The organism is Pseudomonas sp. NFACC37-1 (genome assembly GCF_900101575.1).
Lineage (GTDB): Bacteria > Pseudomonadota > Gammaproteobacteria > Pseudomonadales > Pseudomonadaceae > Aquipseudomonas > Aquipseudomonas fluorescens_AA.
The window spans coordinates 101,282-117,467 of the sequence record NZ_FMUZ01000015.1; the positions used below are offsets into that span (position 1 = coordinate 101,282).

Genomic DNA, 16,186 nt, shown 5'->3' on the forward strand with positions numbered 1-16,186 from the left:
GTATCGGGGAAGGCTTGGCAGCTCTTACAATGCCCGCTTTCCCCGCATCGGCCTGAACATGGACATCGACCTCGCCCGCACTTTCCTGGAAATCGTCCGCCACGGCAGCCTCGCCGCAGCCGCCGAAAAGCTGCACGTGACCCAAACGGCGATCACCGCCCGGGTCCAGAAGCTCGAAAGCCAGCTCGGCTGCGCGCTGTTCGTGCGCAATCGTGCCGGCGCCCGCTTGACCGCCGACGGCGAAGCCTTTGTGGTCTACGCCAACCAGTTGGTGCAAACCTGGGAAGCGGCCCGCCGTGACCTGCCGCTGCCCGAGGGTTATCGCAACGTCCTGCACCTGGGAGGCGAGGTCAGCCTGTGCAACCCCTTGATGCTCGCCTGGGCCGGAGAGCTGCGCCAGAAGATCCCCGGTCACGCCCTGCGCATGGACATTCGCGATGGCGAGAAGCTGCTGCAACAGTTGGAACTGGGCCTGCTGGATGCGGCGGTGGTCTATCAGCCCGAATACTGGCCGCGCCTGCAAGTAGAACAACTGCTGGAAGAAAAACTCATCCTGGTGCGCCTGGCCGCCCGTCCCGAACCCTACGTGTATATCGACTGGAGCGCGGACTTCCGGCGCCAACACGACACCGCGCTGCCAGACAAGGCCAAGGCCGCCGTGACCTTCAACCTCGGCCCGCTGGCCCTGCAATACATCCTGGAAAACGGCGGCAGCGGTTACTTCCGCACGCGGGTCGTACAGAGCTACCTGGACAGCGGAATCCTGGAACGGGTGCCCAAGGCACCGGAGTTCAATTACCCGACGTACCTGGTCTATTCCCGCGATCGGGATTCAGCGGCGTTGCAGCAGGCATTCGATGTGCTGCGAGAGATCGTCAAGTCCGGCAGCGACTGGTCGCAGCGCTGGGATCCATTGACCTGACACCTGCTCAAGCAAGACTTGCCTGGAATGAAAACCTGACATGGCCAGGGATTGCTCCCGCTTTTCAGGCGCTGGCGAAGCAGGCGATCTTTCTCTTGCGACTCAATCGCCGGTGGAAAGATCGCAGCCTCGTTGCACTCGGCAGCTCCTACCGTCGCAACCCAGCGGGAGCAATTCCTGGCTACAAAAGCCCTTCGCGATACTAAGGGTCGGGTTCTATGACTCGCTCTGCATGTGATCCACGATCTCGTCCTTGATCAGCAATCGCTTCTTCTTGAGCGTCTCCAAAACGTCGGCGGGCAGCGCGGCGGAGGACGGCTTCTCGGCATCGACCACCTTGGCATCAAGTTGGGAGTATTGTTGAAGTAACGAGTCGAGCCTTGGATTCTCGCTGCGTTTTTGCTGGATTTGATCTTTTGTGTAGTTGAGATCCTGGCACAAATCGTGAGACACCGGCATGGAACACCTCCTTTGATGGATCGGTGGCAGGCGTCCTTTCAACGCCCGTCGATTATCAGGATGGCCTCTTGAACGGGGTTCTGTCGACCGCCAATCCGACCAGCGGTGACCGTTCGTCGTCCCGGATCGCTTGGCGATCAAACCTTTGCCTGGGCATAACCCTCCATTGATCAGAGACGACAAGAATCGCTCGTTCAACCTGTATGGAGACTTACTTATGGACAAATTCATCCTGCGTCAACTCGGCCTGGCAGTTGCCCTGAGTACCAGCATGGGCATGGCCTGGGCCGCGACTTCCAACGACTTCGTCGACGAAGCGGCGGCCGGTGGCCTCGCGGAAATCGAAACCAGCAAACTGGCCTTGGAAAAAAGCCAATCGGCGGACATCAAGGCGTTCGCCAACAAGATGATCACCGACCACACCAAGGCCAACGAAGAGCTGAAGGCGCTGGCGAAAAAACATGACATCGAAGTGCCCGACGACACCACGTTGATGAAGAAAGCCAAGGCGAAGATTCTCGAGGTGCGCGATGAGTCCTTTGATGCGGCCTTCGCCAACAACCAGGTCAAGGCCCACGAAGAAACCATCGCCCTGTTCAAGAAAGAAGCCGAGACCGTTACCGACGACAAGAAAGCTGGCAACACCGAACTCAAGGCGTTCGCCCAGAAGATGCTGCCGGACCTGCAACATCACCTGGATGAAGCCAAGAAACTCCAGGCGGCCCATCCTAGCAAGTAACGGTAAACCCGCTACTTGAGCCGCCATAGGGCTCGTTCAAGGAAAAACGGCGCTTCTCCCAAGACTGGAAGGCGCCGTTTTCGTACACCGGACTTCTATCAGGCCTCAAGCCCCTTGCGCGCAACCGCGGCACCCGCCTGCAACGCCCTTCCCACCTGTTCTTCGAAATCCCCCCGGCTCATCACCTGCAAGGCGGCGGCCGTGACACCCCGGTAAGCCACCAAGGCGTCGATCATCTGCTGGGCATCACGGCTCGCCAGCAACTGGCTGCTGTTGACCACGACACTTTTCGCGGCCAACTGTGCGATGTCGCCCGGTATGCCGGCCAGCATCGCCTGGCGGGCCAGCGCCGTCATCAACAAGGCCGGAAAGGCCGGGCCAGTGCCCGAGAGCGCGGAGAGGTAGTCAATGTAATCTTCTTTTTCGACCTCAACCGCAGTGCCCACGCACTCGAACAGCTGTTGCACGAGGCTTTTCAGCGGCAGCGCTATCGCACCCAACCCATACCAAGGCGTAAAGGACTGGCCGATTTCCACCGCCGCGTTGGGCATCGCCCGCACGACCGCTGAAGCCGAAGTCTGCGTTGCAATCGCCTGCGCCGTGATCCCGGCCATCAGGGAGATCACCGTCTTACCCGTCGCATTGATGCCCAGGCTGGCGAAATGCTCGGGGCGAACGGCGATGATCACCACGTCGCTGCGATCCACCAGGTCCTGGTTGTCCGTGACCAGGCAAGCACCTTGTTGAGCCAGCGGGTGGTTGCCCGAGCGATTGGAAATGATCAGGTTGCCCGCCGGCACCAGCCCCTTCTCCAGGACTGCCTTGGCAATCGCGCCGCCCAACCAGCCGGTGCCGCCAATGATCCCCACGTTCTCATTGATCATCGCCGTGACCTTCGAACGTGTCGGTCAGGGGCACAAAGACCCCGGGTTCTTTTTCGGCATAACCGAACTTCCCGTAGAAACGATCCAGCTCCCGCTGCTTGGGGACTTTGCCGGTGAAGATGCTCACGTAATGCGGGATGCGCTGGAAGCGCACGGTGATCAACTCTGTCGTGTTCATGGTGATGTAACCGATCTGCGTCAGATAGATCGTTCGGGCCCGGGCATCAGCTCCTTGGCTGTCGTAGCCAAAGCGCTTGAACATGTTCGCCAGGGCGTTCATGCGCTGCTCGTCCACCACCGCCACCTCTTGGGCCACTTCAGCAGACTGAAGCGCCCAGCTGCGCACGGCGAACTCGAATTGCGAATCGAACAATTGCGGGTTGAGCCAGCACTCGAACACATTCAGGATCGCCTCGGAAATGCTTTCGGCATAGCTTTCACTTTGCCGGATCAGCCCCCCCGTGTTGGTCTCCCGCCAACGCGACAGCAAAGCAGCCAGCAGTTGCTCACGGTCCTCGAAAAACCAGTAGAAGCTGGTGCGTGACAACCCCAGGCGCTTGGCCAGCGGCATGACCCGAACCGCATCGATGCCCGACTCTTTCAGGGCCACGTAGGCCGCTTCCAGCCAACCCTCCGGCGAGCCGCGCCAACCTGCGTCCTGGGCCTTGCTACGGGCCTTCCCTACCTGCGGCATCGTGCGCCTCCTTCTTCAAATACGAGATAGAAATGTACCCTGACGATCCCTTAATGTACACATGAGTACATTTTATTGACCCGGCCGTCTTGAGTACTTAAAGTCCAGCATCATGGAGATCCGACCACCGTCCCCATTAAACAAGCCGGACCCAGGCATGAAACAACCTGTCCGTGAGGCGCGCCGGGTTGTATCTCCAAGAGGCAAGGACTCTAAAACAACAACGAGCCGCCATTATGATTTTTTGCTGAACGCCGCTGAAAGAACTTCGCCATCCGGCCAAAGAATGCCGGAACGACTGCCTTCGTCACCCCCTTCATCTGATCTACGATGGCGTGAGTCATCAGGCACAGCGTTGGAACACACCTATGCAACCCAGCGATATCGATAAAAAGGTCAAGGGCTATCGGCGTTTGATACCGTCGATGACGGCGTTGCTGGAATTCGAAGCCGTAGCGCGGCTGGCCAGTTTCACCCTGGCCGCCCAAGAGCTGGGCGTGACGCAGGCCGCCGTCAGCAAACAGATCCGGTTGTTGGAAGAGACCCTGGAGACCAAGCTGTTCCACCGCCTTCATCGGTCGATCAAGCTGACGCACGAAGGCTACGTCCTGCATCTGGTCGTCGCGGAGTCCATTCATCGCATGGCCAGTGTCTTCGACAAAATTGCCGAGGGCATTGGTGAACAGGAGATCACCATCGCCTGCACGGAAGCGTTTTCTCACTTGAGAATACTCCCCCGGTTGATTGCACTGCGCACCCTGCAACCGAAGTTGAAGTTGCGCTTGCTGACGCAACAGGTCTCGCCCAGTTCATACCGCGATGACGTCGACCTGGCCATCCGTTTCGGCAATGGAAAATGGGAGGATGGCAGTTCGGTTTTCCTGTTCGATGAAGAAGTGTTTCCCGTTTGCGCGCCCGCCTGGCTTGCCGCCAACGCAGCCCCTTCATCCGTTACCGATTTCCTGGACACGGCGCTGATTGATTCGGACTCCACCCTGGAAGGCTGGATGACCTGGAACCGTTGGTGCCGGGAACTGGGCGATATGCGCCCCAAGCTCAACTATTCATTTCGCTGCAGTTCCTATAACGATGCGATCGAGGCGGCTATTCAAGGCCATGGCATTGCACTGGGCTGGAGCCGGCTGATCGCGCACCGGCTCAACAGTGGTGAACTGATCAGAATTACGCCCTACGTGGTCAAGCCAAAAGACGCTTATTACCTGGTTATTCCGAACGGTCGGAAACTTGAGCCCATCACCCAGGCACTGATCGATTGGCTGCGCGATGACAGCCATCTAAGCCATTGATTACATAGATGTTCAAGACCACTTTTACGCATAACGCAAAGTTATGCGAGCGTGAAAATAAAGCGCGTTGACGGTCTTATCCCACCTTTCCAAACTGTACTCGCCGCCTGATCAACTTTGCGTTTGAGCGAGACCCATAATGACAATTAATACCGTGAAGACCCATCGTGAACTTCTGACCGACCGCACGCCGGGCCATGGCATGCCGGGCGGTTTGTTTGGTCGCCAGGATATTTTTGAAACCGATGTCGATATCTTTTTCACCCGGCATTGGATTCTGGTGGGGGTCACCAGCGACGTCCCCGAACCTGGGGATGTCTCCACCCTCGATATCGGCAAATCCTCCATCCTCCTGGTGCGCGACGATGATGAGCATGTGCAGGCCTTTCGCAACGTTTGCCGGCACCGCGGGGCGCGCTTGAAACAGGCTGGCAAGTCAACGGTGGGCATGCTGGTCTGCCCCTATCACCAGTGGACATACGACCTGGATGGCAGCCTGAAACATGCGGCACACATGGGCCAGGACTTCGACCCTAAATGCAAAAGCCTGATCCCGGTGCACACTCGAGTCGTCGGCACCCATGTCTTCGTCTGCCTGGGCGACGAACCGCCGGAAGACATCCTGTACCTTGACCAGGTCATGACACCGCGTTTCGCCCAATATGACCTCGCCCATTCCAAGATCGCCTACGAATCGGAAATCATCGAGAACGGCAATTGGAAACTGGTGATCGAAAATAACCGCGAGTGTTATCACTGCGCCGCCACCCACCCGGAATTGACTGCCTCTTTCCTGCCCGAAGATTTCGGTTTCTGCACCGACGGGCTGGGGGAGGATTCACTCCAGGCGCTGGCGGAGTATCACCGCCGCAATGCCGAGACCAAGGCCAACTGGGAGCGCGAAGGTTATATCTGCGATGCCGTCGAGCACCTGGGCGAAGACGCCGTGACCCAGTTTCGCTCGCAGCGACTGACCATTGCCGGCAACGGCGAATCCCAGACCCTGGACACCCGCGTGGCGTGCACCCGGCTGTTTGGCGAGCTCACGCGCCGCGACTTGGGCGACGTGCATCTTTGGACGCACAACTCGTGGACCCACATCATGAGCGACCATGCCGTGGTCTCCTACATCATCCCGCTGGCGCCCGATAAAACCCTGGTGCGCACCAAATGGCTGGTCCATGCCGATGCCGTCGAAGGCGTCGATTACCAAGTGGATAAGCTGACCGAAGTCTGGGTCGCGACCAACCAGCAGGACGCCAGCCTCGTCGGCATCACCCACAGCGGTACCCAGGATCCTGCCTACACGCCCGGGCCGTTCTCGGCCTTTACCGAAACCTATGTCGACCAGTTCTCTCGCTGGTACGCGGCGCGTCTGGCCGCCCATGGCGTGTGAGCAATGATCATGACGACTTACGAAAACCTGACGCGCCCTGGACATGCCAGCGTGCTCCAACGTTTTACCGACCCGGCCACCTGGGGCACGTTCGGTGCGCAATGGCACAGCGGTGAACAGAAAACCCTGCAATGCTGCGCTGTGCGCCAGGAAACCCATGACGTCAAAACCTTCATTTTCCGCTGTGCGGACTTCAGCGCCCTGAGCTTCGAGCCCGGTCAATTCATCACGATCTCACCGGTCATTGGCGGGCAGACCATTGCCCGCTGCTACACCCTGTCGTCCTCCCCGACCCGGCCGTTTGCGTTTTCCATTACCGTCAAGCGCGTACCGGGGGGCGCGGTGTCGAACTGGCTGCATGACCACCTCAAGCCCGGCGACAACCTGAGGGCCTGCGGCCCGGCGGGCAGCTTCACACCGGTCGGCCATCCGGCGACCAAGTGGTTGTACCTGTCCGCCGGTTCCGGTGTAACGCCCCTGATGTCGATGACCCAGGCCGCCTGCGACATGGCCGGCAACCTCGACATCGTTTTCGTGCACAGCGCCCGCACGCCCACCGACATCATCTTCCACGGAGAACTGACGCGCATGCAGGCCACCATGCCGGGGTTGCGGGTCATCAGTGTTTGCGAAGGTCTCGGCGACACCGTTCAATGGCAGCAACCGATAGGCCGGCTCGATTTGTCGTTGTTGAGCCAGCACGTGCCGGACTACCAGGAACGGGAAATCTTTACCTGCGGCCCCCAGGGTTACATGGAAGCGGTCAAGTCGCTGCTCAGGGAGGCGGCATTCGACTTCGCCCACTATCACCAGGAAAGCTTCGACATTGCCGCACTGAATGAAGAACCTTTGATCGAGCAGGCGGCTTCGCTCAATCAACAGGACGTCTTCACCGTGACCCTGTCGCGCTCGGGCAAGACGTTCAGCATGCCGGGCCATCAGACCGTGTTGTCTGCCGCCAGGAAAGCCGGCGCGATCGTGCCCTCCTCCTGCAACCAGGGCGTTTGTGGCACCTGCAAGACGGCCCTGCTCCAGGGCACGGTGGACATGCATCACAACGGCGGCATCAGGCAGCGGGAAATCGACAAAGGCCTGCGCTTGCTGTGCTGCAGCAAACCCACCTCAGACTTGGTCCTTGATCTTTAGCCTTGCCTCAGGCACCAGCGCTTGCGCCAGTGAGCGTGGGGGCCATTTATCGCCATTTCGAAAATTCGTCAGGCGCACCTCTGGGCTCAGCGTTTTTCTGCGATCAATCTCAAAAACCGCCGATAACGGCCGATACCCAGGATAAGACCCCGCCACTGGGGCGCAGGACAGAACGGTAGGTCAGTCATGACAGAGATTTATTTGCTGATAGCGCACGGCACGGACCAGGGCGAAGCCTACGTGCTGGGCTGGTTCGACGACCGGAGCAAAGCCCGGGAAGTGGCCGAGCAGAAAGAATGGGAAGCGTACCGCGCCAGCCTGAGGGAGAAACACCCATGGTCCAGCCACAAGCCGCTGGCACCGGACCAGACGGACTACCGCCGCTACTGGATCAAGACCATTTCCAAATTCGAACACGTGCCAGTGCCAAGGTCCTTTGCGGTCCATTGATCATCACGCATGAATATTCGACGAAACGAGCATTATCGGTGGTGGTCTAGACGATTAAGCCCACCTGATGAGAGCGTTACTATGTTGAAATTCCTTGGCGGCACCGTAGGTATCATTTTCCTGATTGGCCTGATCGTGGTGATTGCGCTGTTCAAGTTCATTTTTTGAGCGTGGCAGCGGGGATCTTTGGTTTGGTGGTCCCTATTTTCAGGCGTAAAAAAGCCCAATCTTTGCAGATTGGGCTATGTCATTGTCGCCAACGGGTTCGCTTGATTCATGATGACATCCATTCAGGAATGTCCCGCATGGCGTGTAGAACTCGCCATACGTCAATGTGTTCGTTGCACTCCACGTAGAACACCAGATAGGGATAACGTTTCAGCGGCCAGCAGAGTAATCCGGGGACATCCAGCTCATGGGCGTACCTGGACATACCCGATGCCGGATGGCGGCTGATGTGCATATAGGCGTTTTCCAAGGCGTCGATGAAATTGAGTGCCGCCTGCTCTGCCTGCTCGCCTAGGTAATAGTTGATGGCGTCCTCTACATCCTGGCTGGCAAGAGCTCGCGCAATGACGGGTTTCGCCTTCATCCTCTCCCCTTGCGCACCTTGGCCCGAAGGGATTCGAAGTAGTCGCCATTCACAGGAGCAGTGGGAGCAGACTCCGCCCCGGCCAGTATCAAGCCACGCAGGTGCTGCCGATCCTGATCCTTGCGAATCAGCTCCCGCACATATTCGCTACTGGTGCTGTAGCCTCTCTGGCTAACCTGATCATCTATGAATGATTTGAGAGCGTCCGGCAGGGAGATGTTCATGGTACTCATGACTTTGCCTGTTTTTTGACAAAATTTGCCAAAGTATACACTCTTGGGCCAGCCTCGCCAGGGGTCGAACTCGGGTGAAGCTTGTCGTCTTTGGCCAACCATGAAACGTGCAGATCGCAATGACATGACAGACATAGAGACTGCTATTGCTGACTGGGAACCGCTGAACCTTGAATGGCATCAAGGCTTCGCATTCATGGACGGTGTGCTGCTGGGCGATGGGCAAGTGCCTGATGTGTACATCATGCTCAACCCTCAAGGCACACAGCCCGGCGAGTTGGCACAATGTGCCAGCGCGGGGCGCTATCCGCACTCGCCCTTGCTGGCCGGTCAGCCGGTTTGGCGGCATCGACGCAACCCTTGGGTGTTGCGCGAAGCCCTGCGTGATTACTACCTGCTTCCGGCCTACCGGGAGCGCCACGGCTACCATGCGCTGCAGCCCTTGCCGTTTCGGTTCGACAAGGGCCTGGAAAGCCTCGGCCACCAGTACTGGCGTGACGCAACCGGTGCCTATTGGTTCGGCGAGTACGCGATCACCCAAATCCACGAGGCGCAACCCGACAGGCTGGCCCTGCTGGCCTCGTCCCCGGCCTCGGTGACTTCAGCGTCCGCGCTGTTCTGCGACGGTGCGCATCTCTTTTTGCAGGGGCACATTATCGCCAGCGCCACGGCGCGGGTGCGCTATTGCAACCACCCGTCCTATCGAGTGATCGACGATCAAGTCTATAGGGGCTTCAAGCCCCTGCACCAGAAGGACGGCACGCCGCTGCCGGTCGCCAACCCGGACGCCTTCCGGATGCTCGCCCAACGCTGGGGAACCGATGGGCAGTCGATCATCGTGCAAGCGCAGCAAGGCTCGAGCATTGCCTATGAATACTTCTACCGCATCGACAATGCCGACCTGGCGACCTTCACCGTGCTTAACGAACGCTACGCCAAGGACAAGCAACGCGCCTATTACCTGACCGGAAAAACCATTCGCTACGTGGGAGACTTCCACCTGCTCCAGTGCTGGCAGCCAGCATTCGATGCGTGCGGTCGCGTGCTCAGCGCCCGCGAATACGAGGATGAGTATTTTGCCGTGGACGACCAGTACGTCTACGCCGCCGGGACCCGCCTGCGCGATGCCCATGGCCCGAGTTTTCGTCACTTGGGGTTCGATTACTACCGTGATCACCAACACGTCTACAGGCGCCAGAAACGCCTCGATGTCGACGTGGAGAGCTTCGTCGTGACCCAGCCCTGTCGTAATGACCAGGATGACTCGCCCGTGCTGGCAGGTGACAAGCACGGCCCGCTGGGCTCTGGCGGCATCATCGATGCGGCCATGCAAGCGGCGTGGGCGCCTTACTTCGAAGCCCATCCACAGTTGCAAGGGTATTGGTGGCACCGCTTGCAGGCACCACCTGAAGCCGCGCAAACATACACGGACACGTTGCCGCTACAGGCCATCGGTCTCGGTTTCGAACTGGGTGACCAGGTGTACTTCCATGGACGTGTGATCAACGGGCTGGACGCAGCGAGTTTCAAATTGCTGGACACGCATCTGTGCGGCGATGCCAACGGTTTGTATCTGATCCCATTCCATAACGCCGACACGGAAGTCCCCGAACGTTTTTCCCCGGAATCGGCGGAACATTTTCGCTCACTCGGCCCACCCTACCTGACCGACGGCAAGACGGTGTTCTGCCACCGGGTTTTTTACCATCCCCCGGAACCGATTCGTAGGGCCCAAGCGGCTACGTTCGAATCCTGCGGCCATGGCTGGGCCAAGGATCAGGACACGGTGTATTACTACGGCGAGGCGAAAAAAAAGCTACCTCCTTCGGATACCCGCATTCTCGGCACTTATGCTGTCAGCCCTACGCTGATCTTCTCGGAAGGCAAGCCGCTGGACGTGGCGTTCGACCCCGATGAGGTCCGCGTGCCCCACCCTGATTTTTTGCAGTTGGGCACGCGCAAATTGTTCTGCCATCGACGCCCGTTGAGCGCCAAGCGGATCGACCTGGCCACCCTCGAGTTCCTGAATGAGCGCTACGCCCGTGACAGGCATCGGGTCTACCATTACGACGGTTATGCGACGCTGACCGAGGTCGATGAAGCGCAGTATCGGGAATCGCTTGGTCTGCCGGCGTAACAGAGGGTATCGACTGTAGCCTTTTCCAGTTGTTCACACGTTTGCTTCATCAGATCCCGCTAAACCAGTTATAGCCCTGATCTTCCCAATATCCGCCTGGATTATCATGACTGACGAAAATCTCAACGATGTGCTTGGGGTTTTTGAAGCCCAGCTTGGTCGGTACTCGAACCCGTAGTGGATAGCCATACTCCGGCGGCAAGGCGACTTCACCGTAATCAAGTGCCAGTAGCGTTTGCGGATGCAATGCCGTCGGCATGTCCAGGCTGGAGTAATAACGGTCGGCACACTTGAAGCCGACAAAGTTAGCCGTGGTGTCGGCCCCGATGTGTTCCAGGAAGGTTTTCAGCGGCACGCCCCCCCACTGCCCGATGGCGCTCCAGCCTTCAACACAGATCAGACGCGTAATGTCAGTGCGCTGCGGCAGTTTGCGCAAGCCTTCGAGGGTCCACGGCGCCTTGTCCCGTACCCGTCCGGAGACGGCCAGCGAATAACTGGGCAGATCCACTTCCGGGATATCGTCCTGACCGTAGAATGCATTGAATGGAAATGGCGTGGTCATTTGCGCCTTGGTGAAGGTCGGCGCCAGTTTCTGCCCACTGAACAGCCAGGCCTGAACCCGGTCGTTCCAGCGCGACATCGCCCACAGCACCTTATCGACCTGATCGCCGTCCTGCAGGTTACAACCGCTCAGCATCGCCATCGCGCCGATGGTCAAGCCACCCCGAAGAAAGTTCCGGCGCTGGACGTTTTCCAACTGAAGCTGCTGTGCGGGCTCAAGCTTGATGCGCTGAATAGCGCGTTTTTCGGGCTCAATCATGGTCGGTTTTTCCGCTTTCAATGGGCCGTACACCGCCCGTGATCATGGGCAGCAAGGTCTTCGGCACCAGCATCACCAAGATCAAATGCACAATCACGAACGCGCCAATCACCACCATCGCCGCGAAATGCACGTACCGGGCAATGTCGTAGCCGCCCAGGAGCGCGACCAGTTCTTGCAGTTGGATGGGCTTCCAGATCGCCAGCCCCGAGACGACGACCAGTACCCCTGCCGCCAGCACCATCCAATACATCAAGCGCTGCACCGCGTTGTAAACGCCCTTCTCGTGCACCAGTCGAAAACGCAGTGCATCGGTCAAATCATGTTTTAGCGCTGGGAGGCTGATCGGCAACCAATCACGTTTGAAATGGCGGCTGATCAATCCGTACAGCACATAGACAAGGCCGTTGATGAACAGCAGCCACATAAACGCAAAGTGCCAGGCCAGTGAGCCGCCAAGCCAGCCGCCCACCGTCAACGCCACCGGAAACTTGAAGGCGAACAACGGAGAGGCGTTGTAAATCGCCCAACCGCTCATGAACATGCAGGTCATGCTGATGGCGTTGAGCCAATGGGCGAGGCGGACAGGCCAGGAATGGATTGATTCTTTACTCATGTTTTTCCCACTCAGAAACCATCCGTGCGCTGGAGCGATGCCGGACGGCGTCGCTCCAACCTGTTCAGGTGATTACATCGGTGGCTGGAACCCATCCTTACCGACGGCAATACCGCGTGCGGTTGTGCCACCCTCGGCCGGGAACACGACAATTTTCGCGCCTTTGACCAACTCATTGGCTTTGCCTGGTTCCACGTAGGCGATGGGTACATCTTGCGGCACGACGAGTTGCTTCTCGCCGCCCTTGTAATTGACGGTCAGCGTGCGGCCATTGGCTTTGGACAATTTGCCCACGGTGCCGTTGGTCATGGTGCCTGTGCTGCCATCCGCATTTTGCCAACCATAGTGACCTTCACCGCTGCCCTTGAGGCTGGACTCGAATACGGTGACTTCCAGCGCCTTCAGCGAACCGTCGGCCTGTGGAATGGCTGCAGAGCCCACGAAGCTGTCGGCTTTGATCGAATCGATATCAGTCTTTGATACCCGGTTGATACCGGTCTTGTCAGTCAGACCTATGGTCTGCTGTGCGCCGGAACGGGTGGTGAAGGTCAGCGTGTTGTTGTTGACACTTTCGACGGTGCCCCGCAGCGGCTTGATCACCGGCATATCGGCCGCAGTGGCCATGACAGCGGCACTGAGCATCAGCAAACCGAAGGTGGTGGACAGAGCAGTCTTGAGCTTCATTGCGACAATTCCTCACGGGTTTAAGTGCCGCTATCCTCGCCCCCGGATCGGGACCTCACGATGACCGCCGAATGACATTTCTGTCATTCGCAACGGCGCCTTTACGAATGACAGAAATGTAACCGACTCAACCTTCTCAGCTGGTTACACTGCAATCCTGAGAAACCGATACCGCGGGTTGAATCCCGTTATAAAAGAGATCCGAGCGCCCCCTGACGATGCATATCCTGCTGATCGAAGACGACACCAAAACCGGCGAGTACCTGAAAAAGGGACTTGGCGAGTCCGGCTACAACGTCGACTGGACCCAGCACGGCGCCGATGGCTTGCACATGGCCCTGCAAACGTCCTACGACCTGATCGTGCTGGATGTGATGTTGCCCGGCATCGACGGATTTCAAATCATCGAGCTATTGCGCGCCAAGCAAGATGTGCCGGTGCTGTTTCTCACCGCTCGCGATCAGTTGCATGACCGCATTCGCGGTTTGGAACTGGGCGCCGATGACTATCTGGTCAAACCGTTTTCCTTCACCGAATTGCTGTTGCGCATTCGCACCATCCTGCGCCGTGGCGTGGTGCGCGAAGCCGATCATTTTCACATCGCCGACCTGGAGCTGGACCTGGTGCGTCGCCGCGTCACGCGCCAGCAGCAAGTGATTGTGTTGACCAACAAGGAGTTCGCCCTGCTGCATCTGTTTCTGCGCCGCGAAGGCGATGTCCTGTCCCGGGCGCAAATTGCTTCGGAAGTCTGGGACATGAATTTCGACAGCGATACCAACGTCGTGGACGTGGCCGTCAAACGCCTGCGCAGCAAGGTCGACCAGCCCTACCCAATCAAACTGATCCATACCATTCGCGGTATCGGCTATGTGTGCGAGGTGAGGCCATGCGGACCCGACGCCAACCATCCCTGACCCTGCGCTCGACCCTGGCGTTCTCACTGGTGGCCATGCTCGCCGTGGCCGGGGCCGGGTTCTACTTGTACCAGTCGATGAAAGCCTCGGTACTGATCTACAGCGATCACGCGGTCATGGGCCGTCTGGATCACTTCCGCAAACTGCTGCATTACGAACTGGCCATCGAGAAGCTGCGTGACAGCCCGCAGATTTTCAAGAACATGCTCGACAGCGAAGACGATATTTTTATCATCGAGGAGCCCGGCCAGCAGCCGGTGATCCGGGTCAATCCGCTGAACGTCACGCTGCCCGATCTGCCTGTGATCGGCCCAGAGGCGAAGCTGAGCGTCAACGACCTGCGCAGCGGCGTGACCGACTCTGGAGTACCGCTGCGCGCCGCTTCCGTACAAACCACCTCGGGCGGGCGCGAAGTTCGCCTGACTGCCGCGCACCTCATGGGCAAGGAAATGGCCATGCTCGCGGCGTTTCGCGAACGTATTTACCTGGCCGTTACCCTGGCCTTTCTGCTCACGGCGATGCTCGGTTACGTGCTGCTGCGTCGCGGTCTGCGCCCGTTGCGCAAAATGGCCGCCCATGCGGCAAACATAACGCCTGAGCGGCTCGACAGCCGGATGGACAGTGCCGACACACCGGTTGAACTGCAACAACTGAGTGACGCCTACAACGCGATGCTCGATCGCCTTGCCAAGGGTTATCAACGACTGACGCAGTTCTCCGCCGACCTGGCTCACGAAATACGCACGCCGGTGGGTTCGTTGATGGGGCACTGCCAGGTCGCCCTGCGCCAGCGCCGTAGCGAGGATGACTACCAGGCGCTTATCGCCTCGAACCTTGAGGAACTGGAGCGTATTTCCCGGATCGTCGAAAGCATCCTGTTCCTCGCTCGCGCCGACGAAGCGCAATCGCTGGTCGAGCGCCAGCCACTGTCGCTGCATGACGAATCACAGCGCATCGCGGGTTATTTCGAAGGTCTGGCCGAAGAACGGCAGATGACCCTCAAGATTATGGGCGATGGCACCGTGCACGCGGACCCTTTGCTGCTGCGCCGAGCACTGAGCAATCTGGTCGCCAACGCGATTCGCTATGCAGACGAAGGCAGTGAAATTCTGATGCGCGTCGTTGCAGTCGACGGCGGATGCCGAATTGAAGTGGAGAATCAGGGTCCCGTGCTAAGCGACGAAACCCTGCGCAAACTGTTCGACCGTTTCTACCGCGGCGATGCCTCCCGCCACCAAAGCTCCGACTCATACGGCCTCGGCCTCGCCATCGTCATGGCGATCATGCAATTGCATGGCGGTACTGTGAGTGTCGAACAGCCCAAGCCCGGGACCATCCGCTTTTCGCTTTTATTCCCCACTGCCTGAGTAATACAACCGGACATCGCTTAGATTTGTGAGAGGCCACCGTCGACCATCAGTTCTACACCGTTGACATAACTGGCGTCAGCGGAGGCAAGGAACAGTGCGGCCGACGCTATTTGTTCCGGTTGAGCCATGTAGCCCAGCGGCACGATTTGTCCTACGTGATTTCTGAGGGCTTCGATCTGGCTCTCATCCATCTTCAGTCCGTTGTCCATCAATGGCGTCCTGGTAAAGCCAGGGCTGAGCACGTTCGCGCGAATCTTTCGGCCTTTGAGTTCATTGGCCCAAGTACGTGCAAATGAACGCACCGCAGCCTTCGACGCATTGTAAAGACTCAGGCCTTCCATCCCATTGCTGGAGCAAATGGAAGCGGTCAGCACGATTGACGAGCCATCCTTCATCAATGGCAACAGCGTCTGAACCGTGAAAAATACGCCCTTCACGTTTATATCGAACATGTTGTAATAAGCGGCTTCAGTCGTTTCGCCCGAGGGATTTTTTTCGCAGATACCGGCATTGGCAAACACCACGTCGAGTTGACCGTCCCGTCCTTCGACCAGTGCCTTGAGCGAATCCAGATCGGCCTGCCGGGCGACATCGGACACCACTGCCACGGCATTCTTCCCCAATGCGGCAACCGCGGCGTCCAACGTTACCGCCGAGCGTCCAGTGATATAGACGCGTTTGGCGCCCTCGGCTAACAGGGCTTGGGCAATCGCAAAGCCGATTCCAGTCGAGCCGCCCGTGACGACCGCTACTTGATTGATAAATTTACCCGTCATGTCTTGTCTCCTAAGGAACGTATCTAGGGTGAGTTGAAGATTTGGCA

At 58.5% G+C, this 16,186-nt stretch carries 18 protein-coding genes; 9 read left to right on the top strand and 9 right to left on the bottom strand.

Annotated elements, in window-relative coordinates:
• Positions 1 to 58 precede the first annotated feature (58 nt).
• Positions 59 to 922, top strand: a complete 864-nt coding sequence (locus BLP82_RS17015; RefSeq protein WP_092170387.1) for a LysR family transcriptional regulator — start codon at positions 59 to 61, stop codon at positions 920 to 922.
• 216 nt (positions 923 to 1,138) lie between these two features.
• On the opposite strand, the gene BLP82_RS17020 is transcribed toward BLP82_RS17015, so the two are convergent.
• A complete protein-coding gene (locus tag BLP82_RS17020) occupies positions 1,139 to 1,381 on the bottom strand; it encodes an HP1242/YdcH family protein (protein WP_092170391.1) in 243 nt (80 codons plus the stop codon).
• 217 nt (positions 1,382 to 1,598) lie between these two features.
• Here BLP82_RS17020 and BLP82_RS17025 point away from each other — a divergent pair, with 217 nt between their 5' ends.
• A complete protein-coding gene (locus BLP82_RS17025) occupies positions 1,599 to 2,120 on the top strand; it encodes a DUF4142 domain-containing protein (RefSeq protein ID WP_092170395.1) in 522 nt (173 codons plus the stop codon).
• A 98-nt stretch (positions 2,121 to 2,218) separates the two neighbouring features.
• Here BLP82_RS17025 and BLP82_RS17030 read toward each other — a convergent pair whose 3' ends face one another.
• Together BLP82_RS17030 and BLP82_RS17035 are read right to left on the bottom strand one after the other, a co-directional pair.
• Positions 2,219 to 3,004, bottom strand: a complete 786-nt coding sequence (locus tag BLP82_RS17030; protein ID WP_092170399.1) for a pyrroline-5-carboxylate reductase family protein — start codon at positions 3,002 to 3,004, stop codon at positions 2,219 to 2,221.
• The gene (locus tag BLP82_RS17035; RefSeq protein WP_060738128.1) at positions 2,994 to 3,698 is read right to left on the bottom strand and encodes a TetR/AcrR family transcriptional regulator; all 705 of its coding nucleotides are present in this window, start codon (positions 3,696 to 3,698) and stop codon (positions 2,994 to 2,996) included. The genes BLP82_RS17030 and BLP82_RS17035 overlap by 11 nt, the downstream gene beginning before the upstream one ends.
• 368 nt (positions 3,699 to 4,066) lie before the next feature.
• Here BLP82_RS17035 and BLP82_RS17040 point away from each other — a divergent pair, with 368 nt between their 5' ends.
• From BLP82_RS17040 to BLP82_RS17055, 4 genes are all read left to right on the top strand, one after another.
• Entirely contained in the window at positions 4,067 to 5,005 is a 939-nt protein-coding gene (locus BLP82_RS17040; protein WP_092170404.1) for a LysR substrate-binding domain-containing protein, read from the top strand.
• A 139-nt stretch (positions 5,006 to 5,144) separates the two neighbouring features.
• A complete protein-coding gene (locus BLP82_RS17045; RefSeq protein WP_092170409.1) occupies positions 5,145 to 6,401 on the top strand; it encodes an aromatic ring-hydroxylating oxygenase subunit alpha in 1,257 nt (418 codons plus the stop codon).
• A gap of 9 nt (positions 6,402 to 6,410) precedes the next feature.
• Complete coding sequence (locus BLP82_RS17050; RefSeq protein WP_092170487.1) at positions 6,411 to 7,547, top strand: FAD-binding oxidoreductase; 1,137 nt, start codon at positions 6,411 to 6,413, stop codon at positions 7,545 to 7,547.
• A gap of 186 nt (positions 7,548 to 7,733) precedes the next feature.
• The gene (locus BLP82_RS17055; RefSeq protein ID WP_092170414.1) at positions 7,734 to 7,997 is read left to right on the top strand and encodes a hypothetical protein; all 264 of its coding nucleotides are present in this window, start codon (positions 7,734 to 7,736) and stop codon (positions 7,995 to 7,997) included.
• A gap of 274 nt (positions 7,998 to 8,271) precedes the next feature.
• On the opposite strand, the gene BLP82_RS17060 is transcribed toward BLP82_RS17055, so the two are convergent.
• A complete protein-coding gene (locus BLP82_RS17060) occupies positions 8,272 to 8,589 on the bottom strand; it encodes a type II toxin-antitoxin system RelE/ParE family toxin (RefSeq protein WP_063320410.1) in 318 nt (105 codons plus the stop codon).
• Positions 8,586 to 8,822 (bottom strand): type II toxin-antitoxin system ParD family antitoxin, encoded by a 237-nt coding sequence (locus BLP82_RS17065; protein WP_072405200.1) that lies wholly within the window; start codon positions 8,820 to 8,822, stop codon positions 8,586 to 8,588. Before BLP82_RS17065 ends, BLP82_RS17060 begins: the two co-directional genes overlap by 4 nt.
• Before the next feature lie 124 nt (positions 8,823 to 8,946).
• On the opposite strand from BLP82_RS17065, the gene BLP82_RS17070 reads away from it, so the two are divergent.
• Positions 8,947 to 10,959, top strand: coding sequence for a DKNYY domain-containing protein (locus BLP82_RS17070; protein WP_092170418.1), 2,013 nt, complete (start codon positions 8,947 to 8,949; stop codon positions 10,957 to 10,959).
• A 49-nt stretch (positions 10,960 to 11,008) separates the two neighbouring features.
• Here the strand turns inward: BLP82_RS17070 and BLP82_RS17075 are convergent, their stop codons facing one another.
• The 3 genes from BLP82_RS17075 to BLP82_RS17085 form a co-directional block, all read right to left on the bottom strand.
• Positions 11,009 to 11,779, bottom strand: coding sequence for a molybdopterin-dependent oxidoreductase (locus BLP82_RS17075; protein WP_092170422.1), 771 nt, complete (start codon positions 11,777 to 11,779; stop codon positions 11,009 to 11,011).
• A complete protein-coding gene (locus BLP82_RS17080) occupies positions 11,772 to 12,395 on the bottom strand; it encodes a cytochrome b/b6 domain-containing protein (protein WP_092170426.1) in 624 nt (207 codons plus the stop codon). Before BLP82_RS17080 ends, BLP82_RS17075 begins: the two co-directional genes overlap by 8 nt.
• 72 nt (positions 12,396 to 12,467) lie before the next feature.
• Positions 12,468 to 13,079, bottom strand: a complete 612-nt coding sequence (locus tag BLP82_RS17085; protein WP_092170430.1) for a hypothetical protein — start codon at positions 13,077 to 13,079, stop codon at positions 12,468 to 12,470.
• Positions 13,080 to 13,297: 218 nt separating this feature from the next.
• On the opposite strand from BLP82_RS17085, the gene BLP82_RS17090 reads away from it, so the two are divergent.
• Positions 13,298 to 13,993 carry a heavy metal response regulator transcription factor gene (locus tag BLP82_RS17090; protein WP_072405205.1) on the top strand — a complete coding sequence of 232 codons (696 nt, stop codon included), beginning with the start codon at positions 13,298 to 13,300 and terminating at the stop codon, positions 13,991 to 13,993.
• Positions 13,966 to 15,360, top strand: a complete 1,395-nt coding sequence (locus tag BLP82_RS17095) for a heavy metal sensor histidine kinase (RefSeq protein WP_092170434.1) — start codon at positions 13,966 to 13,968, stop codon at positions 15,358 to 15,360. The genes BLP82_RS17090 and BLP82_RS17095 overlap by 28 nt, the downstream gene beginning before the upstream one ends.
• A 20-nt stretch (positions 15,361 to 15,380) precedes the next feature.
• Here the strand turns inward: BLP82_RS17095 and BLP82_RS17100 are convergent, their stop codons facing one another.
• Positions 15,381 to 16,139 carry an SDR family NAD(P)-dependent oxidoreductase gene (locus tag BLP82_RS17100; RefSeq protein ID WP_092170438.1) on the bottom strand — a complete coding sequence of 253 codons (759 nt, stop codon included), beginning with the start codon at positions 16,137 to 16,139 and terminating at the stop codon, positions 15,381 to 15,383.
• Positions 16,140 to 16,186: the final 47 nt, after the last annotated feature.